This is a genomic window from Elstera sp. (assembly GCF_044372965.1).
GTDB lineage: Bacteria > Pseudomonadota > Alphaproteobacteria > Elsterales > Elsteraceae > Elstera.
Genome location: NZ_JBILQX010000021.1, coordinates 1 through 26229, shown reverse-complemented (window position 1 = coordinate 26229; position 26229 = coordinate 1). Strand labels below are relative to the sequence as shown.

Genomic DNA, 26229 nt, shown 5'->3' with positions numbered 1-26229 from the left:
CCAAGCCGACGGGCGATAAGCGATTTTGACGATAGAATACCAATGTAATTTTCTATTTTTTAGATCCTTATCGGGCAATCTTATCGTTAAAGGCGGTTTTAATTGCGGAATACGGAGAAATATATGATCGTAAAACGGGAAAATCATTCTTTTGACCGAATTAAATGGGGTGATTCTCGGGGTTTTTGAGGAATGACGCCAATCCCAGTAGGGGGCGATGGGGTAGGGTGTACCCGTGACCAGCGTGGGGACCGTCCGGGTCTGGCCGGGATGGTCGCGCCCCTTTCCGTAGCCCAAGAGGAACGACAATGGCATTCCCGACTTCGGTAAACGATCAGATCACTGATTCCGTAACGCAAGCCAATACCAAAGTGCTGGGCGACGCCCCGGCCATTGCGATGGGCAATCTCTATCAAGCGACCGCACAGGCGCTGGCGAATGCCGCCCATAATGCGACCAACGCTCAGCAGCAGAGTTATGTGACGGCCCAGGCCGCCACGACGATGGGTGTGGCCACCCTCTACTCGCTGGATACGGCGACGACTGGCGTCGCAACCAAAGATATTCTGAGCACCGGCGTTAAAGGGCTTGGCGGTTAAGCTTCGGCTTAAGGCTCTAGGCGTTCCGCGCGCGGCTCACTTCGGGCGGCGCAGCCGGTATTCTCCCCGAAAGGAATAAAGTCATGGCGTTTCCGACCTCCGTTAACAGTCAGATTACGGATTCCGTAACCCAAGCCAATACCAAAGTGCTGGGTGACGCCCCGGCGATTGCGATGGGCAATCTCTATCAAGCGACGGCGCAGGCGCTGGCCAATGCCGCCCATAATGCGACGAACGCCCAGCAGCAGAGCTATGTGACGACGCAAGCCGCCACGACGATGGGGGTTGCAACCCTCTATTCGCTGGATACGGCTTCGACGGGCGTTGCGACGACGAAGATTCTGTCCTCGTAACAAAGTCATCGGTCGGGCGACGAAAACCTCGCGCGCCCGCGTTATAAAGGATTATCCCGATGGCATTTCCAACTTCGGTTAACGATCAGATCACTGATTCGGTAACGCAGGCAAACACCCAAGTCGTGGCAATCTCGCCTGCCTTGGCGTTGGGCAATCTGTTTCAAGCAACGGCGCAAGCGTTGGCGAATGCCGCGCATAATGCGACCAACGCCCAGCAGCAGAGCTTCGTTACGGCTCAGGCGGCGACCACGATGGGTATTACCACGCTCTATGGGCTCGATACGGCCAGCGATGCGGCGGCGACCGCCCAGATTCTCTCGGCCTGACGGATTGATCCGCCTCCAGGGGCGGGCGCATCCGGTCCTGCGGTGTAGTTTTTCTAAAAAAGGAATGGTTCCTCATGGCCTTCCCGACTGCTGTCAATAACCAGATTACCGACTCCGTTACCCAGGCCAATACGCAGGTTGTTGCCATTTCGCCGGCAATCGCGATGGGGAATCTCTACCAGGCGACGGCCCAAGCGCTCGCCAATGCCGCCCATAATGCGACGATGGCGCAGCAGCAAATGTATGTTACCGCCCAGGCGGCGACCACGGCGGGGGTGGCTTTGCTCTACTCCCTCGATACGGCCTCCACGGGCATGGCGACTAAAAAGATCCTCGGGTAACGGGGATAAAGCAGACGTAACCCCACGTCTTACCCAATCCATTCAGGAGTGAAAACGATGGCTTTTCCGACGTCGATAAACAGCCAAATCACCGATTCGATCACCCAGGTCAACACGAAGGTTCTGGGCGACGCCCCGGCGGTTGCCGTAGGGAACCTGATGGTGGCGACCAGCCAAGCCTTGTCGAACGCGGCCCATAATGCCACGAACAATGCCCAGCAGAGCTATGTGACCATGCAGGCATCGACCACTCAAGCGGTGTCGACCTTGCTGGTGCTGGACACGGCCTCCACGGGTGTTGCGACGAGCGAAATTCTCGGTCTGGTCTAAGTCTGGTCGGGGGATCGGGCTTCCGGTCCCCCGCCTTTCACAAGGTTTCGCGGGTTTGTCGTAAAGGCGCGGGCGCATGGCCGGGATGGACGCTTCCGAAGGTTCCGTAGAGCTGGAAGTGGGTTCCGCCCCCTCGGTTGCGATGGCCATGACCTATATGGCGATGGCTGACAGCCTCGGGCTCGCTATGGCCAATGCGGTGGCGGCGCAGCAGCGCGGTCAAACCTTGAGCACGGCAGCCCTCGCCCAAGTGTTGGCGCTTATTTTGACGTCGCCCGCGCGGGTGCCCGCATCTTCAAAGTAGGAGTAGGTGGCAATGGTTGATTTGGTCGGCACAACGAATACGCGGATCGTGGACTCGGTGACGGGCGCGGCCACGTTGCTGACCGGCCAGAGCCCGTCGCAAGCCTTCGCCATGCTTGATGCGGTCATGGTCGAGACCTTGGGGATGGCCATGTATAACGCGGTCAACCGCCAACAGAACGCCGGGATGACCAGCGCGGCGGCAGTAACGGCGGCCTGTGCGCGCATGTTGGGGGCACCGTTTCCCGCGCCGCCGCCGCCGCCCCCCCCCACGCCGCCCGCCCCGCCGGTTATCACGCCCTTGCCCGGACCAACGCCGCCCGCAACACCCCCCTCGCCGGGTGAGGTTATTACGGCGGCGAAGCTCGAAGGGCAGGCCGCGATTAGCATTTTGCAGGCCCAGGCCGCGGCGGGCGGAACCTTCGCCCAGGCGGCGACCGTCGATCTCGGTGAGTTGGCGAAGGCCGCAGCGGCCCCCATCCCACCGACGCAGGCCGTCGCGTCGGCCCCAGAGCCGGGCCCCGAGTCGGTGCCAGGGGGAAACCATTAACCGCCAATCCTGCGCCCGTTCAAATCGTCGTGAGCACGACGCGGGCAGGAGCGGCGGTTTCCCGCGTAACCCAATGGGCGGCGCGTTTGGCAAAAGGTCGAAGCCGATAGAAACGTGACCGCACGAGGATTCTTCGTATTAAGGAGGCATGATGCCCGAGCCAACTTCGGTTAACGCTCAGATCGTTGACGTCATCAATCAGGTGCAAACCGCAACGATGAGCCCGCAGGTCGTGCTCACCAGTGGCGCGGGCAAGGCCTATCAATCCGTCGCTCAAACGGCAGCGATTACGGTGCAGGATGCCGCCGACGCTTTGCGCAATATCTCGACGATTGCCACCACGGCGGTCGGCGTGGCGATGGCGCAGTTTTTAGCGACCGGCGATCCTAAATACTCCCAGGCCATGCAGATCGCCCAATCGATGATGACATCGGCCACCACGGATTTCAGCAATATCGGTTCGGCGGCGGCCACGGTGTTAAAGGAATTTCCGTCAGGCTAGGGCATTTGGTGCCCGGTACATTTTAAAAGGGATAGCCCGTATCATGACCGTCACGGTTGCCAGTCGTTTAGTGCAAAATCCAGCCGCCCTGTCCGAATTGGGACGGCTTGCGCTAGCCTTTATCGATGGCGGGCCGGAGTGGTTGGCTTGGGCGATTGCGACGCCAACGGCGCAATATTCCTTCGCCGGTGAAAGCACGCTGCTGGCACAGGTTCAGCAAGGGCTGCACAGCTCGCGCTTTGCCTTCCTGCCGACCCTTCAGGCGATGATTAGCCCGGTGAAACTGCTCACGCTGGGAATGGCCGATCTGCGAACGCTGGGACAGGCCGAGGCAGGCGATACCAGCGCACCGATTGAAGCCCAGATCAAACGCATTTTCACCAATCATCATTTATTGACCAGCAGCGATTTTGCCCAGGGCACCGCGTTCTTGCAGACCTTGGGGGTCAATCAAGCCGCGCTCTTTCAGTTCATGACCTTTGAGGATCAGGTCGCCTTGTATCAGGTCGCCGCGCAGCCGAACGGCCAAACGGCGATTCCGGAAACCGAGGCGGCACAATTCGCCGTGAGCCAAGCGCGGACGGTGTTGGAATTTGTCGATTATTATCAGTTTTACTTGCGCTACTGCAGCCGTTTGCCGACAGCAACGACGGCAGCGCAGCGCGGGACGCAAGCATCGAGCGCGCTGATGGTACTTTTGCCGCTCTTGTTTGGCGCGCTCGATGCGCCGCAGGTACCGGGCTTGGTCTCGCCCGCAGAAGTTGCCAATGCGGTAACGGTTTGGGTTCGCAACGGTCGGCAGATCGGCTTTTCCCGCCTATCGGAAGGCACGGCGCAGATTGCGCAGAACACCGTCTTTCTCTCCGAAACCGGCGATGCAGCGCGGGCGTTGGTTCAATCCTATATCGCGGGGACGCAAGCCTTGATCGTCGCTCAGCCGGTGAAGCAGGGGATGCTCGGGCAGGATGGGGCATCCTGCCTGTTTCCGATTCGCTCCGGCGATCAGCAGGCCACGCTCTTACTGGGACCGACGGGGCTCATTACGCTGCGCTCCTATGGGCTGCAACCGACCACGGCGAGTGCGCCCTTGGTGGCGGGGAACCGCGTTCCCAATGCCCCCGATGGCGATGCGTAAGCGCGGGCCCGGTTGGAGGGAATGATGCGCAAACCAACCCCTCCCGGACCCAAGCCAACCGCGTCGGCAGTCAAGCCACCTCCGACCAAACCCGCTCGGCCCCAGGCGATCCCTCAGAAACCTGCGCCGGGCTTAGGGGAATCGATTATGTCAGACCCAGTTACGCGCGTGCCTGCCGAACCCGTTCCGCAATCGTCACCGGCTTCCCCACCGCCGTCGCCTAACGATGCTCCGGTTGCGGTTGCGGTCGATGCGGCGCCGCCTATTCCCTCCGTCCTAACGCCGCCGGTCTCGGAAGAGGTGCCGGCACCAGAACCGCCGCCCAGCCCACCGGATGCCGAGACGGCCCCACCCAACTCGCTGGAAACGGCGGTGGAGGCCTCGGAAGCGGCAATTTCGCGTGCCATCGCGTCGGCGGAAGCGGCCGTTCAAGCCGCGGAGGCCCGGATGCAGGAACAAACGGCGGCGGCCCAAGCCAGCGGTGCGGCGCTCATCGCGGCGGTGACGCAAACAACGTCGAATGCGGTGCAGGCGGCCAGCGACGCGGCGGCGCAAGCCGTGGCGGCGGCCTCACCCTCGGCGGCCATCGCGTCGCTGGATGGAACGATTGCGGCCAGCGATCAGGCCATCGCTCAGATTATTGCGCAAACCCAAGCGGCGACGCAGGCGGCTCTTGCCTCGGCGGTCGCTGCCACCGATCAGGGCATCCAACAGGCGGTGCGGTTCGTGCAGCCGTTGCAGGGGCCGAAATCTACTTAAATTCGTTCCAGCCGTTCGCCGAGGGAGAGTTCGCCCGTGGTAAAGCGCCATCAACACGCTTTTCAGGTTCTTCCCGGCGGCGCGCAACCAGCCCAGGGGCTTGCCGAAACATGTCTTGAGACCGTGGCGGCCCTCGTTTCGACTGCGACCCATACGCAAGTCGTCGCGGTCCCGCCGCGCGACTCGACGCTCACCTGGAAATCGAATGCCGTCCATCCGCTGCAGTCGCTGGAAACAGAATATCAAGGTATCGTCCGGGATGCCGCGCGCGGGCTGACCGATCCCAACGCTCATAAGAGCGCCGAATCGACGGCGCTCAGCCAGTTTTTCAGCTTCGATGTTGCCGTGCCAACGCTCTTAGGCGTTGCGCCGGGGCAGCCCTATGACGGCGCTGCGATTCCTTTGGTGGACGATAAACTGCGCGCGGCCCTGCGGGAGTCGAAAGCCGCACGGCGCGGGATCGAGGCGGCGCTGGCGGGCGCGACCATCCAGGCGACTCCAGTGCGTACTGCGCTGCTGGCAAGCTGGGCCCAGGCGATGAGCCTTCTGCTCAAATTCTACGACATACCGGGATCGGACCGCTGGCGGATCGCGTCCTTAGATGCCGCCCGGAATGCGCTGATCGGGCTCGATACCGCGATTCGCGCGGCCACAACCTGGGGCCAACTCCAGCAGTATCAGCATAATCTTCAAATTGGGCTGCGCGCGCTGGAAGAGGCGGTGGCGGGTTATGCCAGCGTGCAGATGATCTATTTCATCGAAAGCTTCTACCTCTATCGGTTGCTCATCCGCTATCGGCTGGAGTCCCAGTCGGCGATTAGCAGCGAGGATACGATCAAGGTCAGCGGCGAGCTGACCAAGATCATCACCCGCCAGCCCTGGCTTGCCGAATGGTTGCGCGACAAATTGCTCGTCTTGAACCGGCGGTTGCTGGACCTCGATCCAAGCCAGAATATCCTGTTCTTCCTCAAGGGCGGGCGGGCGATTAAATACCTCGAAGGGACACCGGCGCAGGGGGAGAATGATTGGGATACCCAAATCGTCATCAACCCCAATCTGCCCGCCGAGGCGTGGTACGCCCTGTATCGGCGCGTACAAAACCTTGTGCTGCTCCAGCTTCAGGATTTTCGCCTTGAGTTTTATACGCTGCTGAACCATTACGCGCCGGACTTCGAGCGGGCGCTTTTGGCCGATCGGCAGGCGCAACAGCAGCCACAGCAGCAGGCACAAGGCGGGGATGAGGCGCTGCCCGACCCGCTCGACCCGCCCGAACCCCCGCAGGTCGATGTCGATCCGGCCGCCGGAATCATGCCCGCGCCCTACCGGGCGGCGTGTAAATCGGAACTGATCGATGTGGGGCTACCGCGCTACGATACGGTCGAAGCGCGCGAGCAATGGGCGCAGCTTCACGATAGTCTGGTACACGGGCCGGATGGCATGCCCTATCCCGGCTATCTCTATTACATCAACGAATATATCGCCATGCTGCGCGAAGTGTTTTTGGGCCTTTCGCCCTCGGCCCATAAAGCGCCGAAGCGAATCGAACGGCTCTATAAACTGCTCTCGCCGCAGAAAGCGCAACTCGCGCAGGATTTGGATGTGGTGGTCGCGCATGAGCGCAGCCTTATTCCGCCGACCCTTTTGCCGCAGTCGGTCGCGGTTGCGGACACGCAGCAAGACCCGGCGCTGCGGCGGGTACTTTTGATCCTGTTACAGCAGTTTTCCCGCGCCTATGCGCTGCCCGCCGATCCGGCGTTTGCGGCGGGTTTTGATGATTTTTTCACGGCGAATATTGTCAATGCGGCCAATTTGGGTGCGCCGCCGCAGGATTTGGCCGATGCCATCCAGGCGATCGTCGAGGAGGATGCAAAACACCCGGAACGCCCGCCGAAATGGAACCCCGCTTACAACGGCCTCGTCACCACGGTTGGCTTTTGCCAGTGGGTTTCGGTGCAAATGGAACAGCATCTGGGCGACCGGGCGGCGTTCTTGGCGCAACAAAAGCAGGTGCTGAGTGGGTTGATGGATGCGGTGGCGGCGATTTTCTCGACGCGCGAAGAATGGGAATTGGAGATGGCGATGACCGGCGGGTCTGCCGCGCAGCTTCAGGCCGATTACACGCGCTACTCGCAACCCGAGGCGCTCGATCCACCCTTCGTGATTACCGCGCGTTTTTATGCGCAGAATTCCCAGGCCGATCCGGCAACGATCATTCAGTTGGTGCAACCGGCGGTGCAGGCCTATTTGACTCTGAACCCCTCGTTGGTTTTGGGGCAGGCAAGTCCAATCGGCGTCTTGCAGGTCTATTGGGCGACGGCGGTGCCGCTGGGGGCGCTGACCTATGCGCCCTTGGTCGCCGCGTTTGCGGTGGCTCCCCGGACTGACGGCTGGCCGCAACTTGCCTATATCTGGGGGCTGCCGGTCCTGGGCTTGCGCGATTTGGTGCGCGCCTACCAGCGGCAGTCGGCTGAGATTGAAGAGTTTGGGCGGCGGCTGCGGTTGAAGGCGACCACGGCGGCGCTGACCGAAATCTATATCCGCGCCAATAATCCCGAACCGCCGAACCCGACCCTGATTGCGCTCGCCGAAGGCCGGTGTTCTTACTTGAAGCTCAGCAGCACCGACCGGGCGAATGGCGTGCAGGGCGATTATCCGCCCGCCTATTTCCCGGCGCGCGCCTTTGAACTGGTGGTAACGAGAAATCCCGATGCCTTGCGCCAAAGCTTAACCTTGCCGGCCGCCGCGCCGGGCGTGACGCGCACGCTTGATCTGCTCGTGCTCAATCAAGGTCACGGCGATTGGGCGCAATTCGCCTCTTGGAGCGCGGGGGATCTGAGCAAGAATCTGGTTGCGCCAATGGTCGCCTCCGGTATTCGAGCCCGGCTTATTGTGCTGGATTTTTGCTTGTCGGCCTCGCTCTTGGCGGTCTTCACGCCGCTCTGTGCGGAGGGCGGGGAGATTGTTTCCAGCGTTTATAGCACGACCGAAATCGTGATGACCCCGACCGTCTGGACCCAAATGAAACCGGGTTTGGACGCGCGGAATCAAGGCACGATTGCGCGCGTTCTAAAAGCCCGGCTGAGAGTCCTAGCGGCAAATACCACGGGCCTTGCTCAACTCGAACCCGTGCGCGCGGCAAGCGCGCGGGATGTTGACCTGCACCTGCGCGACCATCCCGATGACCGCGACCCCATCTCGATCATCCGCGTGCTGCGCTCGATGGGCGGGGACATGCGCGCCAACGCGCAAAATTTACCGCGCCTGTTCCAAGAATTGAACGCCTTCAAACAGCGCCCCTTGCCATGGGAGACGGTTGGTTTTGCGGAACAGGCGATTCTCGCCAAACTTCCCGTGACGGTGGATTTATTCACCCAGCAGATCTATGCGGACATGCTGGCGGCATTGCGCAAGCGCGTCACTGCGATTCTGACTGAGCCTGCCTATCAAATCGGCCTTTCGGTCGAGACTTTGATCCCCATGCCGCTGTTCGACGGGCCGAACGGGTCGCTGTGGGAGCTGCTCATCGAGCATCAGGCAGGTTTACTCGCCCTCGCCAAGGGCCTGCGCCGCTGCCCAACGCCCTTCACGTCCTTTGCGGCTACGTCCAAGCGCCTAACGGTCGACGATGCCCTGTTGGCGACGCCAATCGAACCGGAGGTAGCGGCGCTTCTGAATTCTTTGGAGCCGAGCGCCAGCGCCGACGCGACGCAAATGCTGACCAGCTTGAAGGACAGCAGCGCCGTGCTGAGCTTCGACGGTCAGCGCAATTACGATCAGCCCTAGGGAACGCCCGATGCCGAGCACCAAACCCGTCACCCCGCAAGAGTTTTGGCCGCTGTTCGAAGCGTGGGCCCGAGTTCGAATTACGCCTGGCGTTCTTTGGCTGCCGCAAGGGTGGTCGGACTGGGCGATTAGTGATTTTCAGGCCTATCTGCTAACCCAGGCCGCCGTAGGAGGAGGGGAGCCGGTCGAGGGGTTCGATGTCTCGCGCAGTGCTCATTTGCTGATTGGCGGCGATCGGTTGGCATTTTTACTGAATAGAGACAGTCCGCAAGCGCAGAAGTTTTTAATGTGTCTTGTTGCTCAATCGGCCCATCAATCATCCGCTGATTTCGTTCAACAGATCCAACGCGATCAGCTAAGCCTCAGCGAAGGAAAACTCGATGGTGCGGTTGCGGCGGCGCAGCCGGTAATTCTTGCTCTGGTCCTCGACAATGCGGCGCGGGCCAAGCTGCAAAGCCAACAAATGCAACTCCATTTTACAACGGATGTTCAGACCAGTTCGGGGGCGACCTCTAATCTCAGAGTGTCCGTCCTCAGTCAGCGGATTGCGCGTAATCCGTTAGGGGCTTCTCTCCCATCGTGGCCGGAAACGTCCGATGCTTCGACCGCCGGGGGAGGGAGACCGTTTGCGTCGCTTTCCAGTGGGGGGAGCTTCATGAACAGCCCGCCCGGTTCTGCGGGAAATTCATCGCCGTTCAATAATATATTTGGAAATGCATCCAATCGTGAATCGGGCTCAAAGTCATGAGTATTGCATTCTCAACTTACTCCAAACCCAACAGCGTAACCCTTCCGGGAGGAGCGGTTGCTCCGAATGCCCCTATTTTACCGGCCGTATCGATGCATTTGGGGGCAGCGGGAGTGGGTACCAGAACGAATTCTGAAGCGGCAATCGGGTATGCTATGGGATGGGGCGCGCCTGCGGCTATCGTACAGCCCCCCGGCCCCGGCGGCATCGGGTTTGCCAACTTTATTGTAAATGCTGGCCCTGTTCTGGGTGTGGCCGAATTGAATACAAGTTTGGTTAATCTCGCCCGGCGTTGGTGGTTGAATGATTCGGAGGCAGAGCGCCGGGTTGTTATTGATAACTTTTTGCGTGTTTTCATCAATCGGGCAGAAAATGCGCTTGTGGGAGTTTATTTGGAGCGGTCAATTCCCCGCCAAGGCCTCAGGAATCAGCTAAGAACGAATAATGCCGTCAATCGACGTGTCGGTCATGGGGCTCTCGATTTTATCATCGGCGGACCCGTGGGGGCTCCGCCGCAACCGCCGCAGAATGTTGTCGCCGGGGCGGCGGGGGCGGCCGCCGTACTAACCGCCAATCTTGGTATTAATCCGCCGCACGCGCCAATTTGGAATCAATGCCTCGTGATTGAAGCTAAATTGAATTTGGCGGGGGCTAATCTGAACGATGCCGAATGGCAAATCTGCGCTATTTTGGCGACCTTATCTCAGATGGCGCCGCCTCCGCCCCCTCCACCAGGCCCTATTGCCCCGCTTCCCTACTTCTATCGCGGAATCTTAACCGATGGGCGTCATTGGGTGTTTTATCAATACCAGGTTGGGTTGCAAGTTTTCCACTGCACGCCCTCGATCGACATAACGGGAGCAGGGCCCATCGCCGGTATTGTCCCCGGCGGGGCGATGACGCGCGCCGAATTGGTGCTGCGCATGCTGCGAAAATTTGTGTTGTTGTGGAATCAACCAAATGTTGATGGCTGGCCGTGATCATACTCCCGCTTTTCTTGGGAGGATCTGTATGCCGATAGATGTTAACCTCAATTGGAGTTTCAAAAAATGGATGTTTTGCTGATTTGTGAAAAATATCCGCGAAAAAAAATTGCCATCCCAGATCAACTGGTTGCTAAAATGTATGATTATGTAAATGAATATGGATCTGAGTTCATCGAATCTGATTTTTATATTGAAATACAGGATTATATATTATCTTTAGCAAGAGTTGACGATAAAAATATTATTCAAATAAATAATATGAATTTTCCGGGATCTTTTTTTGCGCCGGAATCCGCTATCGATTTTGATAGAATAACGCTTTCGGCAGAATGCTCGTGGGCTTTAAATTGGGATGGAGTTTTATTTTATAGTTACTCATGCTTCGAGGGAATTGCCTATAATTTCAATATCGTAAATGATCCTATTGGATATTTGAGTTATAATAAGAATAGCGTATTCGAATTTGGAGCAGATATACATCAGGATGATAGCTTTGACGACGATTATTTTTATAATCTTAATGATATAAGTCAGGAGAGCGATAGGGAAAAAATGTTAAAAATTCAGCGTGTTTTTTCCTATGCCCTAAAAGGGAGTTTCGGTCTAATAAATAATGAGTTTATATATTTTTCTCCTGGAGGTATATTGGAAATATTAGATAGGGCGGAATTTTATTTAGCCGGAAGCGATGAGTTGCGAAACGTCTTAATGTCCAATGCGAATGTTGTGCCACTTTTTTCTCAGGCAACGGCATCATTTTTATCTGATATCCGGTATTTATGCTTGAGCATTTTGACTGCGAGCGAAGAGGGGTATTTTTTGCTTAAAGATTTTTATATGACCGATAGTCGGGAGGGTTATGTGCAGGCAATTATAAATAATTCTGATATAAAACCATTGCTTCCGCCCATAAAAAGTGAGATTTCTGATCAAATAACCCAAGTATGGGTAAAATTTTGGGATATTCAGAAGGGTAACAGTTCGACCCAAACGGGTTTTTAGTGACTAACTCTTATTTATGACGGACTCTTGGAACTGCGTCTGATGAAGCGTTCGCCGCTCTAGGGAGGCAGCGCGCGTTCGCTGGATAGATAGCCGCGCCGAAACTCCCGTGGGCTTTGACCCCAATGCCGCCGAAAACTTTTCTCGAAATGGCTGAGATCGGCAAAGCCGACGCTCATGGCGACTTCGGTGATCGGTTGGCGCAGGTCGGTCGACAGAAGTTCGCTGGCTTTGTGCACGCGCAGCCGCCCGAGAAGGGCTTTAAAGGAGGTGTGCAACTCCGTTCGAAAGAGAAAGCTCAAATGTGAGCGGCTTACATGGGCGTGGCTGGCAAGCTCGTCCAAAGAAACCGGCTGGGCATACTGCTCACCCAAATAAAATAATGCTTTCCTAAGAGCCGGATGACGATTGGCGAGGGCACTGGCATCTTTCGTAAGGGCGCAGGCAACCCAATGATCAAGCGGTGCCGAGCGCTGGGGCGGGGCGAGCACCGCCGAAGGGGCAGGTCCATCAACGGGGGGCGAGACCTCCTCTCCTTCTGGTGCGATGGCGGGCAGGATCCAAGGCGCATAATGCGCAATATCGGCCTGGGTAATCGGTGCGCCGCCTGTCATCACAGCAAGACGGGCGATGATGCGCTCAAGCTCGAAGCCATTTTCGGGCCAAGCGTAGGCGCGGCAGGCCTGCAGCAGGTCGGGCGTTACAATTCCGGGGATTAAATAGCCGTGATGGGCAAGGGCGGCGGCGATGAGGGCGGGCAAATCCTCCGGTCGGTCGCGTAAGGGCGGGAGGGTTATCCCGAGAAAATCCAATTCGGAGAGCAGAGAGCGCGAGAAGCGGCCCTCGCGCGCCGCTTGTTTTAGATCGATTGTTGTCGCCGCCAGCAATCGTACGGGGGCAGCCGCGCGGCTGCTCTCGCCCGCCTGCCCACGGCCTAAGCGGGCGGGCATATGGTGCAGCAACTGGCTTTGGAAGCCGGGGGACAGCGCCTCGATCTCGCTGATGAAAAGCGCGCCGCCTGCCGCGCGTGCGACCCAATCGGCAGGTTCACCCCGAGGCTCTGAGCCGTGGATATGCACAAAGGGGCCGTTAGGGGTTTGCCCTAAGCCATGCACCATGGCAGCAACCGCCGTCGTCTCGGTACCGAATTCCCCGGTCAAGAGGACCGGTAAGGGGCTGCGCGCGGCTTTTTCAAGGAAACGGTCTACCGCGCGCATAGGCGCACTCAGCCCGATCAGAAGAGAGGCGGGGTGGCCCTGCCGCTCCGCCCACTGGCGCATTTCATAGCGCTTGGCCAGAAAAGCGCTTTGCTGGGCGATTTCGGTGGCAAACGTCAAAAACGCGGCTTCATGGTCGGGGCCGCCCGGCCAGCGCAGATGCAAGACCCCTTGCTGAAGCCCTGAATAAAGCAGCGGGATCGAGCGTGTGCGCACGGGCCGGGGCGGGGGCATTCCAAGGGTTTGCGCGCGATAATGGGCTGGGGCAGAAATCCATTCGACGGCGCAAACGGCCTCGTCAACGCTGTGCCGGCCCTTGTCGCTCGGGATATCATAAAGCGCCGGATTAGCGGGCTGTATGTGCCCATTCAACCAATCACAGGTAAATTGCTCGCCTGCCCGCGCCATAGAAAGTGTTCCAATTGAGTCGAGCGTCACAATACAGTCTAGAATGCCTTGATCGCGCGAAAATTCTTTAAGAAGAGCGATAAGGGCGTTGGGAAAATCGGCATAATAGAAATTTACGCGCTCAAACAGAGCGGCGGATAGGGCGGTATTGGACGGTGGCATCAAGTTTTCCCTTGGGGTTTTGTTGGCCACAGCCGTGCATAGAATCTATCTCAAAAAGAGTGAATCGCAGTTTTATGCAATTTTAAAGAGTTCTATCATATTTAAGTACGATCTAACAATCTTCGCAATGAGCTTATTTTTATCCTAAGACCATCCTAAATTCCCCGGACGGCAGAGTATTTTGCGCTTGCAAGCCCTTTGAAAAAAGCTATTCTGCGCCTCCCGAACGGCACAAGAGGCCGACCCAGTGTGGGGCGCGTAGCTCAGCGGGAGAGCACTACGTTGACATCGTAGGGGTCACAGGTTCAATCCCTGTCGCGCCCACCATTTTCTGAAAAAAATCAGATACTTATAGGTGGACCGGAAAACGGCAAGAAGCCGGGTTTCGGGTTTAGCTACTGATTAGCTACTGGCTCGTCGAAATTGCTGACAATGCCCGTGTCTCCTGGCAACCTCAGGGACGGTTTATGTGGTCCCCTCCACGGTGAAACGGGAAGAGTTTGGGTTTATTTACGGCGAGATCAAAACGGTCGCCTCTGTGCCCTCCACGCCGGAAGGCCTGATGCGGAGTTTGCGAAACCGGCAGTTGGTCGATCAAATGTCGTCGGGCGGGGCACCTTTCGAGGTGGAAGCCGCGCTGGAAACCGATCCCGCCACCCCGTCCGGGTTCCGCTGGTCATCCTCCCAAGGGCCGGACCAGATCATTAGCGCCGGAAGTATTGCCAATGCCCAGGTGATTGTGCGCGAACAGCGGATGATTTCACTGGTCATGCCCGCCCTGCGCCGCCGATTGGGGGATTTGGCGCAATGAGCCTTTGGGGACGGATCGCTTCGCTTGGGCACCGTTGGCGTGGTGGGCGTCGCGCGGGTGTGCTCACGATTATGCAGCAAGAATCGGTGGAATGCGGTGCCACCTGTCTTGCGATGGTGCTGGCCTATTATGGTCGCTGGGTCAGCCCGGAGGAATTGCGCGAACTCTGCGGTGTGTCGCGCGATGGCACCCAGTCCAGCAGTATTCTGCGCGCTGCGCGCAGCTTCGGCCTGATCGCCAAGGGGTTCAGCAAAACCACGGCAGATTTGGCGAACCTGCCCCTGCCGATGATTTTGTTTTGAAACTTCAACCATTTCGTAGTGCTCGAAAGCATTTCGGAAAAAGGCGCTTGGATTAACGATCCCGCGACGGGCCCCCGCCGGGTTTCGATGGAGGAGGTCGATACCGCCTTTACCGGCGTTGTTCTGGCTTTTCAGCCAACGGAGGCGTTTACCCCCGGCGGCAGCCGCGCGAGCCTATTCTCGGTTATCGCCGCTAATCTTGCGACCGTGAAAACCGGGATCATCTTCGCCGTTCTGGCGGGGATTGGTCTGCTGGTGCCGGGTATTTTCACGGCGGGCAGCTACCGGATTTTCACCGATGAAATTTTGGTCAGCGGGCGGTCCACCTGGCTGGCACCGCTGCTGGTGGGGTTGGGGATTGCGGCACTGCTAGCGGGGGCGCTCACCTGGATGCAGCGTCAGGCCCAATCGCGCACCGAAACGGCGCTGGGGGCGTCCATCGCCGTTCGATATCTCTGGACGCTTCTGGGCTTGCCACTGTCCTTCTTCGGGCAGCGCTATTCCGGCGATATCGTCAACCGGCTCACCCAGGCGGATCGAATGGCGTCCTTGATCGCAACCGGCCTCGTGCCGGCCTTGATTGGACTGGTGCCGATTCTCGGGTTTGGCGCGGCGCTGTTCTTGCGGCGCTGGCAGGGGGCAAAGGCGCAGGTTTTGGGGGCCGAGCAACGAAGTGCCGAACGCTCCGGCCTCATCAATGAAACCGCAACGCTGTTGCTGGCCGTGGCAGGTATTGCGGTTCTGATCGCCGGCGTTGGCGCGCGGCTTCAATCCATCCGGGGGATTTCCGACCGGCTGCCGGAAGAACAATATGTCGCCGCAGCCCAGGATGCGCGAAGCCATGATTTCATCTCCTCGCGTCTGGGCAACTATGCCTCGGTCTTGATGGAAAATGGCAATAATTTAAGCGGTGGGGAACGGCAGCGCTTGGCACGGGCGCTGACGATTAACCCGCGCATTCTTATGCTCGACGAGGCGACCAGCGCGCTCGATCCCGTAACCGAAGCGGCGGTGATGGAGGCGATTTGGCGGCGCGGCTGCACCTGCATCGTCATCGCCCATCGGCTTTCGTCCATTATGGATTCGGATATGATTTTGGTTATGGACGAGGGTCGGGTTGTTGAAACCGGGTCGCACCAAGCTTTGATCACCAGGGGGGCTTTACGCCGCTCTGGTGGAGAATTGAGGTGACGAAAGCCCGCGTCCCCAAAACCCAGCTTCTGTTAGCCGCCGGTCAAATCTGCCCGTTACGCGCCGACGATGGCCCTTTGTTTCTCGAAGCCGGGACCTGCGAAGTCTATGCCCTTGTCACCGGGCGACGGGTTTTTCTCGGCATCGCCCAGCCGGGGACGCTGCTGGTGCCCACGCGGGACGCGGGCGGTGTTGGAGCGCCAGGGCGTTGCGGCCTTGCTGGCCCATACCGAACTCTGCGTGGCCGTGGCTGAAAGTTTGATGGAAGCGGCGGAACAGGCTGCCCTGCTTCGCATCCAGCAGCGCGATGAAACCGTCGAGGCGGGCCTCCAAACCTGCCTGAGCCGCTTCCGCCGGATGATGACCGATAATCGGTTGAAATCCCGCCTGGAAACGGATTGCGCCTTTGCGTATCAAACGGCCACCGGCATCGCCCCCACGCCCCGCGCGCTGGCGGCAAATGTTGAGGCGTTCGAGGCGTTTGCGGCGCTGAACGACGCCCGCCTGCGCAGGGTTCCGCTGCCGGGGGGCGTGGCGGCGGCGGTTGCGCTCGGCTTGGTACTGGTGGCGGTTGCGGTGGGCGCGCAACTCGTCGGAAATGCGGAGTCGGGGATTACGCGCCAAGGGCGTTGGCAATTTGCTCGAAGCGTTTTTGGCCAGCTATCAGATCCTGGCGGTCGCGCTGATCTTCGCCGTTCTCGGGTTTGCACTGGGGCCTGACGCCAAGGTTTCGACCGGCGGGTTCATGGTCTTCGTCTCGACGTTTCAGAGTTTTTTGATGGCGGGGGTTATCGTTGCGCGGGGCGGCAATCAGTTGCTTGCCCAAAAGGCCTAGCAACTCCACGCCCAGCCGCTGTTGAAAAACACCCCCGAAACCATGCCCCCGGCCAAGGATCCCGGCGATTTGAGCGGCGCGGTGGAGGTGGTGAACCTCGCCTTCAAACACGAGGATGGCCGCCAAATCCTGAACGGCATCTCTCGGACCATCGGGCCGGGGACCTTTCTGGCCTTGGTGGGGCCGTCGGGCAGCGGTAAATCGACCCTGCTTTCCTTGCTGATCGGGTTCGAAAAGCCAACGGCGGGCAGTGTGCGATTTGATGGCCGCGATCTTGCCGGGCTCGATTTGGCCGCGCTCCGCCGTCAAATCGGGTACATGCGGCAGGGGGGGCGGCTGTTTTCGGGCAGCCTGCGCGATAATATCCAAGGCGCGTTTACGGCGGACCTCGAAGATATTTGGCGGGCTGCCGAGATTGCCGGAATCGCCGACGATATCCGCGCGCTGCCGATGGGCATGCATACTGTGGTAACAGACGGGGCGGCGGCCTTCTCGGCGCGCTTTTATCGGGCGATTGCCTTGTTCATGGCCACCCGCATGCGCTCCACTGTGGAGCACCTGGGCCAAAAGAGCGATGGGAAGGATCTCGCCAGCCTGGATGACGACGAGGTTGACGATCAGCTTCTCGATACGGTCCATCTGGCCGGGCAGCGCTTCGAGATGATTCCCTCGCGTCCCGGCGCGCATGGGTAAGCCTGTTTGGGGGGGATGATTGGGCCGAGCCGTCCAGAAAACCTTGAGTTTTCCCTTGAAACTCTGTTAGTTTTTTTAACATCCGATGTAAATTTTCCGGTCGAATTTTAGTGTTCGGCGGCGATAAATTTATTTCTCCATCATGGGTTGCAGATTTTTTAGGGGTAAATAATGCAGTTCTCTTATATCGTTGGGAATTTCACGTCCGGTTATTCTAACGCTAAAGCTAATTCAGGCGGTTTTGTTGTTTTGGATGCTGCCGTTAGCGGTGCTGGGACTGTTGTCATACAAGTAAACGGCACGACGTGGGAAATTATTAATGCTGCAATCAATGGCGGCGCTGCGACCACCATTCTGGATACGTCCAATACGGCCCTCTCGACCACAACCCACGGTATCGGCTTTGCCTGGACGGGGGAAACACCCGCGATCAATTTCACCGGCGGCACTCTCAACGACATGCTGCTGGGGGGCGATGGGAACGATACGCTGCAAGGCGGTCTTGGCGGCGATAGCCTCTATGGCGGCGCGGGTAACGATAGCGTTCTTGGGGGGACGGGAACGATTCTATTCGCGGCGAAGCGGGGAACGATACCCTCTTCGGGGAGGCGGGCAACGATAGTTTCCTAGGGGCTGCCGGGACCGATAGTATCTCCGGGGGTGATGGCAATGACTCAATGGGCGGCGGTAATGATAACGACACGCTCCAGGGCGGCGATGGTAACGATACCCTAAACGGCGACGCGGGCGACGATAGCCTCGTCGGCGGTATCGGCAATGATTCGCTGAGCGGCGGGAACGATAACGATATTTTGTTGGGCGAGGACGGCGACGATACTTTTGTCGGCGGCTCAGGCAATGACACGCTGGAGGGGGGTGCCGGTAACGATACTATGTCGGGCGACTCCGGCACCGATAGCCTCGTCGGCGGCCTTGGCAATGACTCGCTGAGCGGCGGTAACGATAACGATATTTTGTCCGGCGGCGATGGCGACGATACGCTCAACAGCGGCACCGGCAGCGACACGGTCGATGGCGGTGCCGGTGCCGATATCTTGCTTGATGTCGATGGCGACACGATTACCAGCTTTGCGGCCGATGATCTTATTCGGCTCACCGGCGGTGCAGCCCAGGCGCTGACCGCAGCCCACCTGCAATATACCAGCGGCACCAAGACGCTAACGGTCGATTGGGATAAGAACGGCACCTTCGGCGGCGGGGGCGACAAGGTTTTCGTTTTCACGAATGCACCAACCGTCGAGACCTTCGTGATCAGCGATAACGGCACGTTCGCCGAGATTAAGCTTGGCACGGCTGCGGCCCCGCCGACGACGCCCACGGTTACCGCGACCCCGACCCCGACGCCTCCCACCGTGACCGATGGGAATATTGGTATCGTCGGCGGCACCGGCGTTGGTGGGGCGTTCAAGCTCGGTGATACCATCGTTGCCACCTGGAACAGCGCCTCGGGCGGCGACAATAATTCGGGCCTTGCGTCGGTCGTGGTGGATTTTAGCCAGTTCGGCGGGGGAAGCGCAGTCGCGGCGACCAACAATAATGGGGTGTGGACGGCGACTTATACGATCGTCTCGACGCCTGCGGTCCGCACGAACCTCAATGTGTCGATCACCGCCGTCTCCACGTCGGGCGCAACCGTGACGCGGACCGATACGACCAACGCCACCCAGGAGGCGGCCCCCGTCGTTACGATCCCAACGGTGACGACGGCGACAACCTCGGAGCAGGTCCAACTCCCCACCGCGCCGCCAAGCGCCCGACCGATTCAGGATGCAGCAGCGGTTCCGGTGCCGACGACTGAGACGGTGCGCGAGGATGGCGTGACTGTCGGTCGCGGTGTGGGCACCGATCCGCTGACCGGCGTTAGGACGGAGGTAACGGTCGTCGCCCCCGTCCCGGCGAGCCGGACCGAGGACGCGAGTAGCCCGACGGCCAATGCCGATATTCGGCTAAGCGGTACGGCCCTCGCCCCAACCTTGGTTGCCACCCTGCCCGTGGGGGTTGGTATCCAAGCCAGTGGGGCCACCAGTCTGACCTTGGGGGACCTCACCAGCACCGTTGGGGCCGAGACTCTTCGGATCAAAGCGACCGGCAGCATCGATCTCACCGCGCTTTCATCGGCTTTGCCAACGACGACGCCGGTGACGCTGCGCACGATCACGCCAACAGTGGCGAGCGGCACCAGCACGGCCCCGTCGCAGCCCCTCATTATCTCGGTTCCCACCTCCACCAACACGTCGGGGACGGTCTCCGCCGTTATCATTGATGGCCGCTCGGTTCCTTCGGGCACGGTGATCGAGTTGCGCGGCGTCGATTATGCCGTCGTGACCGGCAATGTCTTCGTCAATGGCGGCACCGGTTCGAGCGTCATTATTGGCGATGATGATCGCCAGTATATTTCACAAGGCCCCGGCGACAATACGCTGCGCGGCGGCGGCGGGGACGACACGGTCGGCTCCGGCGCAGGCCGAGATCTCCTCTATGGCGATGCGGGGAATGACAGTATCTCCGGCGGTGCCGATTTTGACCGGCTGGAAGGCGGGGCCGGGAACGATACGATTGATGGCGGCGCGGGCACCGATGTCGCCCGCGTGCGGGCTTCCTTTAGCGATGTCTCCATCGTTCGGCAGGCCAACGGCGATTATATCGTGACGGACAACCGGGCCAACGGTCAGGGCGTCGACCGGCTTGTGAATGTGGAGGTGCTGCGCCTCGATGATCGCATCGTTTTGCTCAATCAGCCGACGATCCTCAAAAACGGTGAGAACCCTGCGGGCTTCTCCGAGAGCGGCTACCTGTCGGAAAATCCCGACGTGGCGGCAGCCGTTGCGCGCGGTCTCTATAGTTCCGGTCGGGAACATTGGCTGTTGACGGGCCAGGCCGAGGGGCGCGTTACAAGCCAATCTTTTGATGAAGCCTTTTACCTCGCCCGCAATCCCGATGCGGCGGCGGCAGTTGCCCAAGGGGTCTATAAGACCGGCTTTGATCATTTCGTGAAGGTTGGCCAAACGGAGCACCGGCAAGCCGATGCTAGCCACGCCTATAATGGGCAGTTGTTTAGCGAAACCTATTATCTAACCCAAAATCCCGACGTGGCACGGGCTATCGCCGCCGGACAATTTACCTCCGCCTATCAGCATTGGGTGAAGGCTGGAGAAGCCGAGGGGCGGAGCACATTTGCCCCGCTGAAGGGCGACGCGGCGCTGTTCGACGAGGCCTTTTACCTCGCCAATAATTCCGACGCGGCGCTGACGGTGAGTTTGGGCATTTATACCAGCGGTCTGGATCATTTTGCCCGGGTCGGTCAGGCGCAGGGGCGCGAGGCCAATGCGCTCTTCGATAGCGTCTGGTATCTCAAGCAAAACCCGGATGTGGCGGCGGCTGTTACCGCCGGTCAATCCTTGGGGGCGCTCGATCATTACGCGCGCTATGGCTGGAAAGAAGGGCGCGACCCATCCGCCTGGTTTGATACCTCAGCCTATCTCGCCGCCCATACCGATGTTGCGGCAACCGGCATCAACCCGCTTGCTCACTTTCTCGAGTCGGGGCAGGCCAGTAATTACGAGATTAAGCCGGTGGATACGGGGCTCTGGCTATAACGGCCTGCCCCGCCCGCAGGCGGGGCAAAGCCGCCTTTCTGGCAACAAGCCGCCTTAGCGGTGTCCTTCCGCCGCAAAGGCCTCCGGGGCAAGCCGGGGCAGTACGACGCGTGGAAAGCGCACAACCTCGGCATTCCCAAGGGGGGCGGCGCGGGTGCCGCCGGTCAGGTCGACGAAAATTCGGGCGACGCCCTTGCTGCCAACCAGCAGCGGCAAGCGGTAGGGGCGCACAAGAATGTCGACCAGGGCACGCTCTAGCCGCGTGCGGAAGGCGGTTTCGCTCTCCCCGCCCGGCGGGGTGAGTTTGGCATCGAACCAGGGTTGCGTTTCCGCGATGGGCTGCCCATTCCACGCGCCCAAGCGCCGTTCCAATAAGCCCGCGTGGGGAATAAGTGGCTCCGTAAAGCGCAAGGTTTCAGCCAGAATCTCTGCGGTTCGCCGGGTCCGCTGCAAGGGGCTCACGAAAATCGCGTCGGGCTGCATCCCCTCGGCCAAGAGTTTTTCGGCGGCGGCTCTCGCCTGGGATTCGCCGTGTTGGGTGAGCGGAATATCGATATCGCCGCCGCAACGCACACCGCGCCGGTTATAATCGGTTTCGCCATGGCGGATGAACAGGAAGGCGTCGGACATAGACCCTCGCGTCAGTAGGAGGCTATAAACTGATCGACTGCCCGCCAAGCGGCGGCGAGGGCGGCCGTTTCGGCGGCGGCTTCGGCACCCTCATCGGCCTGCGCCGCCCGTTCGATGGTAAGGCAGACAGAAGCGAGCCCCTGCGCGCCCACCATACCGGAGGCCCCTTTGAGCTTATGGGCAAGCTGTCGCAGCACTTCGGGCGTCGCCTTGTCGGTCAGGGCATCTTGCAATTCGGCATAGATCGGCGCGCTCGAGTCGCGATAGCGCAGGAGCAAGCCCCGAATCCCGTCCCGGTCGCCATCCAAAAGCGCTTCAAAATTGCGCGTGTCGATAGCGGGGGCGGGGGCAATCGGGGGCGGCGAAGCTGGTTCTGGCTCCGGTTCCGACGCGGTGGCGGCGCGTCCAGCCTGCGGGAGCCAGCGGGCGAGGCAGGCCCCCAGCCTTGCCGTATCGACCGGCTTGATCAGACAATCGTCCATGCCGCTTTCCCGGCACAGGTCCGCCGCGTCGGCCTGGGCATTGGCGGTAATGCCGATGATGGGCAGGCGCGGCAGGGCTGAATCATCAGCCTCGAGCGTGCGCAGGAGCCGCGTCAGCCGGTAGCCGTCGATGATCGGCATATCGCAGTCGGTAAGCAGTAGGGCAAAGCTGCCTTGGGTCAGCCGGTCGAGGGCCTCTTCCCCATCCTGAACGGCCTCGGCCTCACAGTTGAGCCGTTGCAACTGCCGAAGAATGACTTCGCGATTGATCGGGTGATCGTCGGCGACCAGGACGCGGCCGCGTCCGGCCAAATCGGCAACGGCAGGCGCATCGGCTAATTTTGGCTTGGGTGCGCTCGCAGCCCCCGCTTGCAGCGGCAAACGCACCCAAAAGCGGCTGCCGTGACCAAGGCGGCTCTCGACACCAATGTCGCCGCCCATCAGCGTGACCAGCAGGCGGCAGATCGACAGCCCCAACCCCGACCCGCCAAACCGCCGGGCGGTGGAGCGGTCGGCTTGGGTGAAGGGTTGAAACAGCCGCTCGATTTGGTCGGGGCCAAGCCCTATGCCCGTATCGCTGACGGAAACCAGCAAGCGCGGCGCGGCCTCATCGGTCCGCTCAATCCTCAGATCAACCTGACCATTGATCGTGAATTTCACCGCATTGCCGAGCAGGTTGAACAGAATCTGCCGTAGCCGGACCGCATCGCCCATAATATTCGCAGGCAGGGCCGGATCGATCACCGTGCGCAGCGGTAAGCCCTTTTGCTGGGCGAGTGGCAGCAGGGTTGCCGTCACCCCGGCCACAAGATCGGCGAGCGGAACCGGAACATGCTCAAGATCGAGCCGTCCGGCTTCGATTTTCGAGAAATCAAGAATATCGTCGATGATCCGCAGCAGCGAAAAGGCGCTTTCCCGGATCAACCCAACGGCGTGGGTTTGCTCGCCGGTGAGCACGGTTTGCGCCAAAATATCGAGCATCCCCAGCACCCCGTTCATGGGCGTGCGGATTTCGTGGCTCATGGTGGCCAGAAACGCCGATTTGGCTTGAGTGGCGGCTTCCGCCTGATCTTTTGCTTGCTCCAACCGCGCCTGAATATCCTTGAGGTCGGAAATCTCGAACAGCCAGATAACGATAACATCCTGGCCCTCAAAGCGCGATTGCGCCCAGGAGGCGAGCGTCCAGCGCTGCCCGTCGCGCGCCGAGACAATCGCCGTTTCCATCCCGCTGAACCCGCCGTTCCGCGCGAAGAGCGCCCGATTGTCGGCATGCTGGGTGGGATCGACATAGAGGCTGGCGATATTCGTGTGATGCAGCGCCTCATGGGGCTGCCCCACAAGACGGCTGAAACTGGGATTGGTAAACAGAATCTGCCCGCCGTCATCGACCAAGCACACGCTGACCGGGCTGGTTTCCAGCAGTAGGCGCGAGAGGGTTTGGCTTTCCCGCGCCGCCTGTTCCGCCTGCCGCCGGGCTTGACCGATTGTCACCAGCGAAATGAAATTGGCGGCGGCTTTGAGGAAATTAACCTCGTCTTCCGTCCAGGAGCGCGGCGCGTCGGCCTGCTCGCAGCGCAGAACGGCAACCTCCCGCTGTTCGGCCTGTACCAGCACATGCATGAGCGCAACGATGCCCGCGGGCTGCAGATCGTGCGGCTGCAACTCGGCAACGCGAATATCGGCGGCGACATTCGGCACGATCAGCGACAGATCGCGCATCAGCGCCTGCCGGTAGATTGGATAGGCCGATAGGGGCACGGGCTCGGTCGGCCCCAGCGGCACCAGCGCGGGGTTCGGAACAATCTGCGCGGTTTGCTCCAGCCGTTCGCTGCCGTCGGCCTGGGGACGAACCGCCCACAGGCTCACCCGATCTACCTGCAAGGTCAGCGCGATAATGCGCAAAATATCGGGCAGCGCCGCATCCGCATCGGCAAGGCGAACGGCGCGAAGCGTGGCGATTTCCTGCAGCGCCGTCGTTTGCCGCATCATGCGGGCGCGATTGTCGCGTAACTGTCGTTCGGTTTCCTGCCGGACTTGAATATCGGAGACGAGTTGTTCTTGCGTGCGGCTGAGATTTTCCATCGCAATCGTCAGCCGGTCGGCATTCTCCTGGGAAACCTTCAGCAGGGCGCGATTGTGACGGCTGGCGAGGCGCTGCATATCAGCCAGCGCCATCATTAAGATCGGCGTATCCAGAATTGCGCCCCGGCCATCGGCGCGCAGCACCAGAATCGGATCGTAGATTTGCTCCGCCCCGCGCTCCAAGGCGCGCTGGGCCGCGTCTTCGATGGAATTGCTCGCGGCCAGCGTTAGGGGCGTTGGGGCGAGGTCTTCACGCATCACCATGATCGACCGGCTGAGATAAACGTCGCGCCCCAGAGGCTTCGACAGATTCTCTAAAAATCGGTGGCGGGTGATCAGCCCTAAGGTTTTCTTATCATCCTGAACAATCACCCCTGGCAGATCCGGGGTTTCGGCGAAAAGGCGGCTCAGGTCTTGCCCCGTTGCTCGGCGCGAGACATGGGCGGAATGCATCGGCAAATCGCCTAAGGTCAACGTTAGATCGCCCTCAGTTCGGGCGCGTTCTTCGAACAGCACGCGCAGGCAGTCGCGGATAGAAAGGGGCTGGGCCATGCCGCGTTACGCCGCCGGCTTTGCCGAGGTGAACAAATGCCGGGGCGTTGCGGGCGGCAACAGGCAGGTGAAGGGCGCGGCTGGCCCGTGTCCTAGCAGCCATGAGCGCACGAAGTGGATCTGATAGGCGTCGCTCAGCGCAGGCGTATGGCCGGTTTCGGGCACATGCATGGCGGCGACACCCGGCTTTTCCAGCATCTGCTGAACGGTTTCGAGCAGCAGCGCGTCGGACAAGAGCCCGTGGATGACGAGGATGGGCAGGTCGAGGGTCCGCCAATCGTCCCATTGATCGATACTGCCGATCGCATCGGCGGCATAGGCTTGCAGGGCGCGCGGATCGTGCCGATAAACGCGGCCCCCGTGCTCCGCCGACCATTGGGTTTGGAAATAGGTATTGTGCAACAATTCGTCTTCGGTCACGGGGCCGTCGTTTTTGGCGGACGCCCCGAGCCGCCGAAACAGGTCGGACGGGCGTTTGAAAATATAATGGTGCGCCACGGCCTGCGCCCGCCGTTGCCGCCGTTCGGCGGGCATATAGGGGCCGATATCGTTCAGCACGAGCTTTTTCACCCGCCCCGGATGGCGCGCGGCAAACGCCATGGCGGTGCTCCCGCCCAACGACGAGCCGATAATACTGGCCGAGGGCTGGTCGAGGTGATCGAGCAGTTGCGCGAGGGTTTCCACATTGGTGTCGAGGGTGTAATCGCCCTCCTTCGCCAGCCAGCCGCTCATACCGCGCCCCGGCCAATCGAAGCAGATAACGTTGAACTGATCGGACAGATCGAGCGCGAGATAATCCCACCGTCGGGCCGTATTGGCGATGCCGCCGAGGCATATCAGCAACGGCGCATCCGGGTCGCCCCATTGGGTATAGGCGAGTTGAACGCTGGTTTCTTTTCGCTGATGGGCGGGCCAATGCTCTTGCAGGCGCACGGGATGCCGGTAGGCAAAACTGCGCAGCTCGTAGCGCCCGTCGAAGGGCGTCAGCGTGCGCTATACCAGCAGTTCATATTCTTCCCAGGTCATCGCATCGCCCCAGGAAAACAGCGTGGAGCCGGGGATTGCGGGCGAAAGGTCGACGGACATAGGCTAGCCTCCGAATCAGACGGGCGAGGACGCGGGACGGCGGGCGGTGGCAAAAGCCGCGGCAAACCCCCCTGCGGCGAGGAGGGCAAAAAGGGTGAGCGCTTCCAGCGTTCCGGCATATCCCGCCAGCGGCAAGGCCGCGCCCGCGAGGACCGGCCCAAGGAACAGGCCAAGGCGCTCGCCAACGCGAAACAGGCCCAGCAGCCGGGCACGCCCCGCCTGCGCCATTTCCCGTTCGGTCGCGCGGAACAGCAGCGTCACCTGCGGGGCCATGCCCAAAGCTTGCGCGAGCCCGAGCGTTGCGACGGCGGCCACGGCGACGGCGAGCCCACCCCCACCGATCGGGATCATCGCCATCGCGAGCGCTGAGCCCAAAAGGCCGAGCAGCGTAAAGGTGAAGGGCTGGTTGCGCCGGTCGATCATCCGGGCAATCGGCGTTGC

The 26229-nt window shown here is 60.2% G+C and carries 25 protein-coding genes, 1 tRNA gene and 2 pseudogenes; 23 read left to right on the top strand and 5 right to left on the bottom strand.

The genetic code is table 11. The features are described from left to right. Positions 1-308 precede the first annotated feature (308 nt). The 14 genes from ACIQ36_RS04930 (at position 309) to ACIQ36_RS04865 (ending at position 11720) form a co-directional block, all read left to right on the top strand. A complete protein-coding gene (locus ACIQ36_RS04930; protein WP_045776663.1) occupies positions 309-599 on the top strand; it encodes a RebB family R body protein in 291 nt (96 codons plus the stop codon). An 83-nt stretch (positions 600-682) separates the two neighbouring features. Then, a complete protein-coding gene (locus tag ACIQ36_RS04925) occupies positions 683-952 on the top strand; it encodes a RebB family R body protein (RefSeq protein ID WP_395826492.1) in 270 nt (89 codons plus the stop codon). Positions 953-1011: 59 nt separating this feature from the next. Continuing rightward, positions 1012-1281, top strand: a complete 270-nt coding sequence (locus tag ACIQ36_RS04920) for a RebB family R body protein (RefSeq protein ID WP_395826490.1) — start codon at positions 1012-1014, stop codon at positions 1279-1281. Between the two features lie 74 nt (positions 1282-1355). Further along, a complete protein-coding gene (locus ACIQ36_RS04915; protein WP_395826488.1) occupies positions 1356-1622 on the top strand; it encodes a RebB family R body protein in 267 nt (88 codons plus the stop codon). Positions 1623-1679: 57 nt separating this feature from the next. Further along, positions 1680-1952 carry a RebB family R body protein gene (locus ACIQ36_RS04910; RefSeq protein ID WP_395826486.1) on the top strand — a complete coding sequence of 91 codons (273 nt, stop codon included), beginning with the start codon at positions 1680-1682 and terminating at the stop codon, positions 1950-1952. 76 nt (positions 1953-2028) lie between these two features. Further along, positions 2029-2256, top strand: a complete 228-nt coding sequence (locus tag ACIQ36_RS04905; protein ID WP_395826484.1) for a RebB family R body protein — start codon at positions 2029-2031, stop codon at positions 2254-2256. A gap of 12 nt (positions 2257-2268) precedes the next feature. Next, on the top strand, positions 2269-2805 hold the full coding sequence (locus tag ACIQ36_RS04900) for a RebB family R body protein (protein ID WP_395826482.1): 537 nt from the start codon (positions 2269-2271) through the stop codon (positions 2803-2805). Positions 2806-2956: 151 nt separating this feature from the next. Beyond that, positions 2957-3307 carry a hypothetical protein gene (locus ACIQ36_RS04895; protein ID WP_045776238.1) on the top strand — a complete coding sequence of 117 codons (351 nt, stop codon included), beginning with the start codon at positions 2957-2959 and terminating at the stop codon, positions 3305-3307. Positions 3308-3350: 43 nt separating this feature from the next. Then, positions 3351-4442, top strand: coding sequence for a hypothetical protein (locus ACIQ36_RS04890; RefSeq protein ID WP_395826480.1), 1092 nt, complete (start codon positions 3351-3353; stop codon positions 4440-4442). A 147-nt stretch (positions 4443-4589) separates the two neighbouring features. Then, a complete protein-coding gene (locus ACIQ36_RS04885; protein WP_395826478.1) occupies positions 4590-5201 on the top strand; it encodes a hypothetical protein in 612 nt (203 codons plus the stop codon). A 36-nt stretch (positions 5202-5237) separates the two neighbouring features. Continuing rightward, complete coding sequence (locus ACIQ36_RS04880) at positions 5238-8984, top strand: hypothetical protein (protein ID WP_395826476.1); 3747 nt, start codon at positions 5238-5240, stop codon at positions 8982-8984. A 10-nt stretch (positions 8985-8994) separates the two neighbouring features. Next, positions 8995-9732, top strand: coding sequence for a hypothetical protein (locus tag ACIQ36_RS04875; protein WP_395826474.1), 738 nt, complete (start codon positions 8995-8997; stop codon positions 9730-9732). Continuing rightward, on the top strand, positions 9729-10712 hold the full coding sequence (locus ACIQ36_RS04870) for a hypothetical protein (protein WP_395826472.1): 984 nt from the start codon (positions 9729-9731) through the stop codon (positions 10710-10712). Before ACIQ36_RS04875 ends, ACIQ36_RS04870 begins: the two co-directional genes overlap by 4 nt. 69 nt (positions 10713-10781) lie before the next feature. Beyond that, positions 10782-11720, top strand: coding sequence for a hypothetical protein (locus ACIQ36_RS04865; RefSeq protein ID WP_395826470.1), 939 nt, complete (start codon positions 10782-10784; stop codon positions 11718-11720). Between the two features lie 59 nt (positions 11721-11779). Here ACIQ36_RS04865 and ACIQ36_RS04860 read toward each other — a convergent pair whose 3' ends face one another. Further along, positions 11780-13507, bottom strand: coding sequence for a helix-turn-helix domain-containing protein (locus ACIQ36_RS04860; RefSeq protein WP_395826468.1), 1728 nt, complete (start codon positions 13505-13507; stop codon positions 11780-11782). Positions 13508-13759: 252 nt separating this feature from the next. Between ACIQ36_RS04860 and ACIQ36_RS04855 the strand changes: the two genes are divergently transcribed. From ACIQ36_RS04855 to ACIQ36_RS04815, 9 genes and pseudogenes are all read left to right on the top strand, one after another. Next, positions 13760-13834: transfer RNA gene (locus ACIQ36_RS04855), tRNA-Val, on the top strand. Between the two features lie 142 nt (positions 13835-13976). Continuing rightward, positions 13977-14318, top strand: a complete 342-nt coding sequence (locus ACIQ36_RS04850) for a hypothetical protein (protein ID WP_395826466.1) — start codon at positions 13977-13979, stop codon at positions 14316-14318. Continuing rightward, a pseudogene (locus tag ACIQ36_RS04845) lies at positions 14315-14752 on the top strand (cysteine peptidase family C39 domain-containing protein); the annotation flags it as partial. The gene ACIQ36_RS04850 and the pseudogene ACIQ36_RS04845, both read left to right, overlap by 4 nt. 75 nt (positions 14753-14827) lie before the next feature. Then, positions 14828-15811: an ABC transporter transmembrane domain-containing protein gene (locus ACIQ36_RS04840; RefSeq protein ID WP_395826508.1), complete on the top strand. Its 984-nt coding sequence runs from the start codon at positions 14828-14830 to the stop codon at positions 15809-15811. After that, complete coding sequence (locus tag ACIQ36_RS04835) at positions 15808-16065, top strand: hypothetical protein (protein WP_395826464.1); 258 nt, start codon at positions 15808-15810, stop codon at positions 16063-16065. Before ACIQ36_RS04840 ends, ACIQ36_RS04835 begins: the two co-directional genes overlap by 4 nt. Further along, positions 16001-16531: a hypothetical protein gene (locus ACIQ36_RS04830; RefSeq protein WP_395826462.1), complete on the top strand. Its 531-nt coding sequence runs from the start codon at positions 16001-16003 to the stop codon at positions 16529-16531. Before ACIQ36_RS04835 ends, ACIQ36_RS04830 begins: the two co-directional genes overlap by 65 nt. A 157-nt stretch (positions 16532-16688) precedes the next feature. Continuing rightward, positions 16689-17339 carry an ATP-binding cassette domain-containing protein gene (locus ACIQ36_RS04825; protein WP_395826460.1) on the top strand — a complete coding sequence of 217 codons (651 nt, stop codon included), beginning with the start codon at positions 16689-16691 and terminating at the stop codon, positions 17337-17339. A gap of 171 nt (positions 17340-17510) precedes the next feature. Further along, positions 17511-17969, top strand: a complete 459-nt coding sequence (locus ACIQ36_RS04820) for a calcium-binding protein (RefSeq protein WP_395826458.1) — start codon at positions 17511-17513, stop codon at positions 17967-17969. Then, positions 17909-20956 carry a hypothetical protein gene (locus ACIQ36_RS04815; RefSeq protein WP_395826506.1) on the top strand — a complete coding sequence of 1016 codons (3048 nt, stop codon included), beginning with the start codon at positions 17909-17911 and terminating at the stop codon, positions 20954-20956. Before ACIQ36_RS04820 ends, ACIQ36_RS04815 begins: the two co-directional genes overlap by 61 nt. Positions 20957-21010: 54 nt before the next feature. Here ACIQ36_RS04815 and ACIQ36_RS04810 read toward each other — a convergent pair whose 3' ends face one another. The 4 genes and pseudogenes from ACIQ36_RS04810 to ACIQ36_RS04795 all read right to left on the bottom strand — a co-directional run. Continuing rightward, a complete protein-coding gene (locus ACIQ36_RS04810; protein ID WP_395826456.1) occupies positions 21011-21586 on the bottom strand; it encodes a histidine phosphatase family protein in 576 nt (191 codons plus the stop codon). Positions 21587-21597: 11 nt separating this feature from the next. Next, complete coding sequence (locus ACIQ36_RS04805) at positions 21598-24702, bottom strand: ATP-binding protein (RefSeq protein ID WP_395826454.1); 3105 nt, start codon at positions 24700-24702, stop codon at positions 21598-21600. Positions 24703-24708: 6 nt separating this feature from the next. Continuing rightward, the gene (locus ACIQ36_RS04800; RefSeq protein WP_395826452.1) at positions 24709-25635 is read right to left on the bottom strand and encodes an alpha/beta fold hydrolase; all 927 of its coding nucleotides are present in this window, start codon (positions 25633-25635) and stop codon (positions 24709-24711) included. 168 nt (positions 25636-25803) lie between these two features. Then, positions 25804-26229: pseudogene (locus ACIQ36_RS04795) on the bottom strand (hypothetical protein); the annotation flags it as partial.

What these genes read in the sequence shown, in the direction of transcription:
- ACIQ36_RS04930 (WP_045776663.1), top strand. Translation starts at nt 309, where the DNA reads ATGGCATTCCCGACTTCGGTAAACGATCAGATCACTGATTCCGTAACG.
- ACIQ36_RS04925 (WP_395826492.1), top strand. Translation starts at nt 683, where the DNA reads ATGGCGTTTCCGACCTCCGTTAACAGTCAGATTACGGATTCCGTAACC.
- ACIQ36_RS04920 (WP_395826490.1), top strand. Translation starts at nt 1,012, where the DNA reads ATGGCATTTCCAACTTCGGTTAACGATCAGATCACTGATTCGGTAACG.
- ACIQ36_RS04915 (WP_395826488.1), top strand. Translation starts at nt 1,356, where the DNA reads ATGGCCTTCCCGACTGCTGTCAATAACCAGATTACCGACTCCGTTACC.
- ACIQ36_RS04910 (WP_395826486.1), top strand. Translation starts at nt 1,680, where the DNA reads ATGGCTTTTCCGACGTCGATAAACAGCCAAATCACCGATTCGATCACC.
- ACIQ36_RS04905 (WP_395826484.1), top strand. Translation starts at nt 2,029, where the DNA reads ATGGCCGGGATGGACGCTTCCGAAGGTTCCGTAGAGCTGGAAGTGGGT.
- ACIQ36_RS04900 (WP_395826482.1), top strand. Translation starts at nt 2,269, where the DNA reads ATGGTTGATTTGGTCGGCACAACGAATACGCGGATCGTGGACTCGGTG.
- ACIQ36_RS04895 (WP_045776238.1), top strand. Translation starts at nt 2,957, where the DNA reads ATGCCCGAGCCAACTTCGGTTAACGCTCAGATCGTTGACGTCATCAAT.
- ACIQ36_RS04890 (WP_395826480.1), top strand. Translation starts at nt 3,351, where the DNA reads ATGACCGTCACGGTTGCCAGTCGTTTAGTGCAAAATCCAGCCGCCCTG.
- ACIQ36_RS04885 (WP_395826478.1), top strand. Translation starts at nt 4,590, where the DNA reads ATGTCAGACCCAGTTACGCGCGTGCCTGCCGAACCCGTTCCGCAATCG.
- ACIQ36_RS04875 (WP_395826474.1), top strand. Translation starts at nt 8,995, where the DNA reads ATGCCGAGCACCAAACCCGTCACCCCGCAAGAGTTTTGGCCGCTGTTC.
- ACIQ36_RS04870 (WP_395826472.1), top strand. Translation starts at nt 9,729, where the DNA reads ATGAGTATTGCATTCTCAACTTACTCCAAACCCAACAGCGTAACCCTT.
- ACIQ36_RS04865 (WP_395826470.1), top strand. Translation starts at nt 10,782, where the DNA reads ATGGATGTTTTGCTGATTTGTGAAAAATATCCGCGAAAAAAAATTGCC.
- ACIQ36_RS04860 (WP_395826468.1), bottom strand. Translation starts at nt 13,507, where the DNA reads ATGCCACCGTCCAATACCGCCCTATCCGCCGCTCTGTTTGAGCGCGTA.
- ACIQ36_RS04825 (WP_395826460.1), top strand. Translation starts at nt 16,689, where the DNA reads ATGCCCCCGGCCAAGGATCCCGGCGATTTGAGCGGCGCGGTGGAGGTG.
- ACIQ36_RS04820 (WP_395826458.1), top strand. Translation starts at nt 17,511, where the DNA reads ATGCAGTTCTCTTATATCGTTGGGAATTTCACGTCCGGTTATTCTAAC.
- ACIQ36_RS04810 (WP_395826456.1), bottom strand. Translation starts at nt 21,586, where the DNA reads ATGTCCGACGCCTTCCTGTTCATCCGCCATGGCGAAACCGATTATAAC.
- ACIQ36_RS04805 (WP_395826454.1), bottom strand. Translation starts at nt 24,702, where the DNA reads ATGGCCCAGCCCCTTTCTATCCGCGACTGCCTGCGCGTGCTGTTCGAA.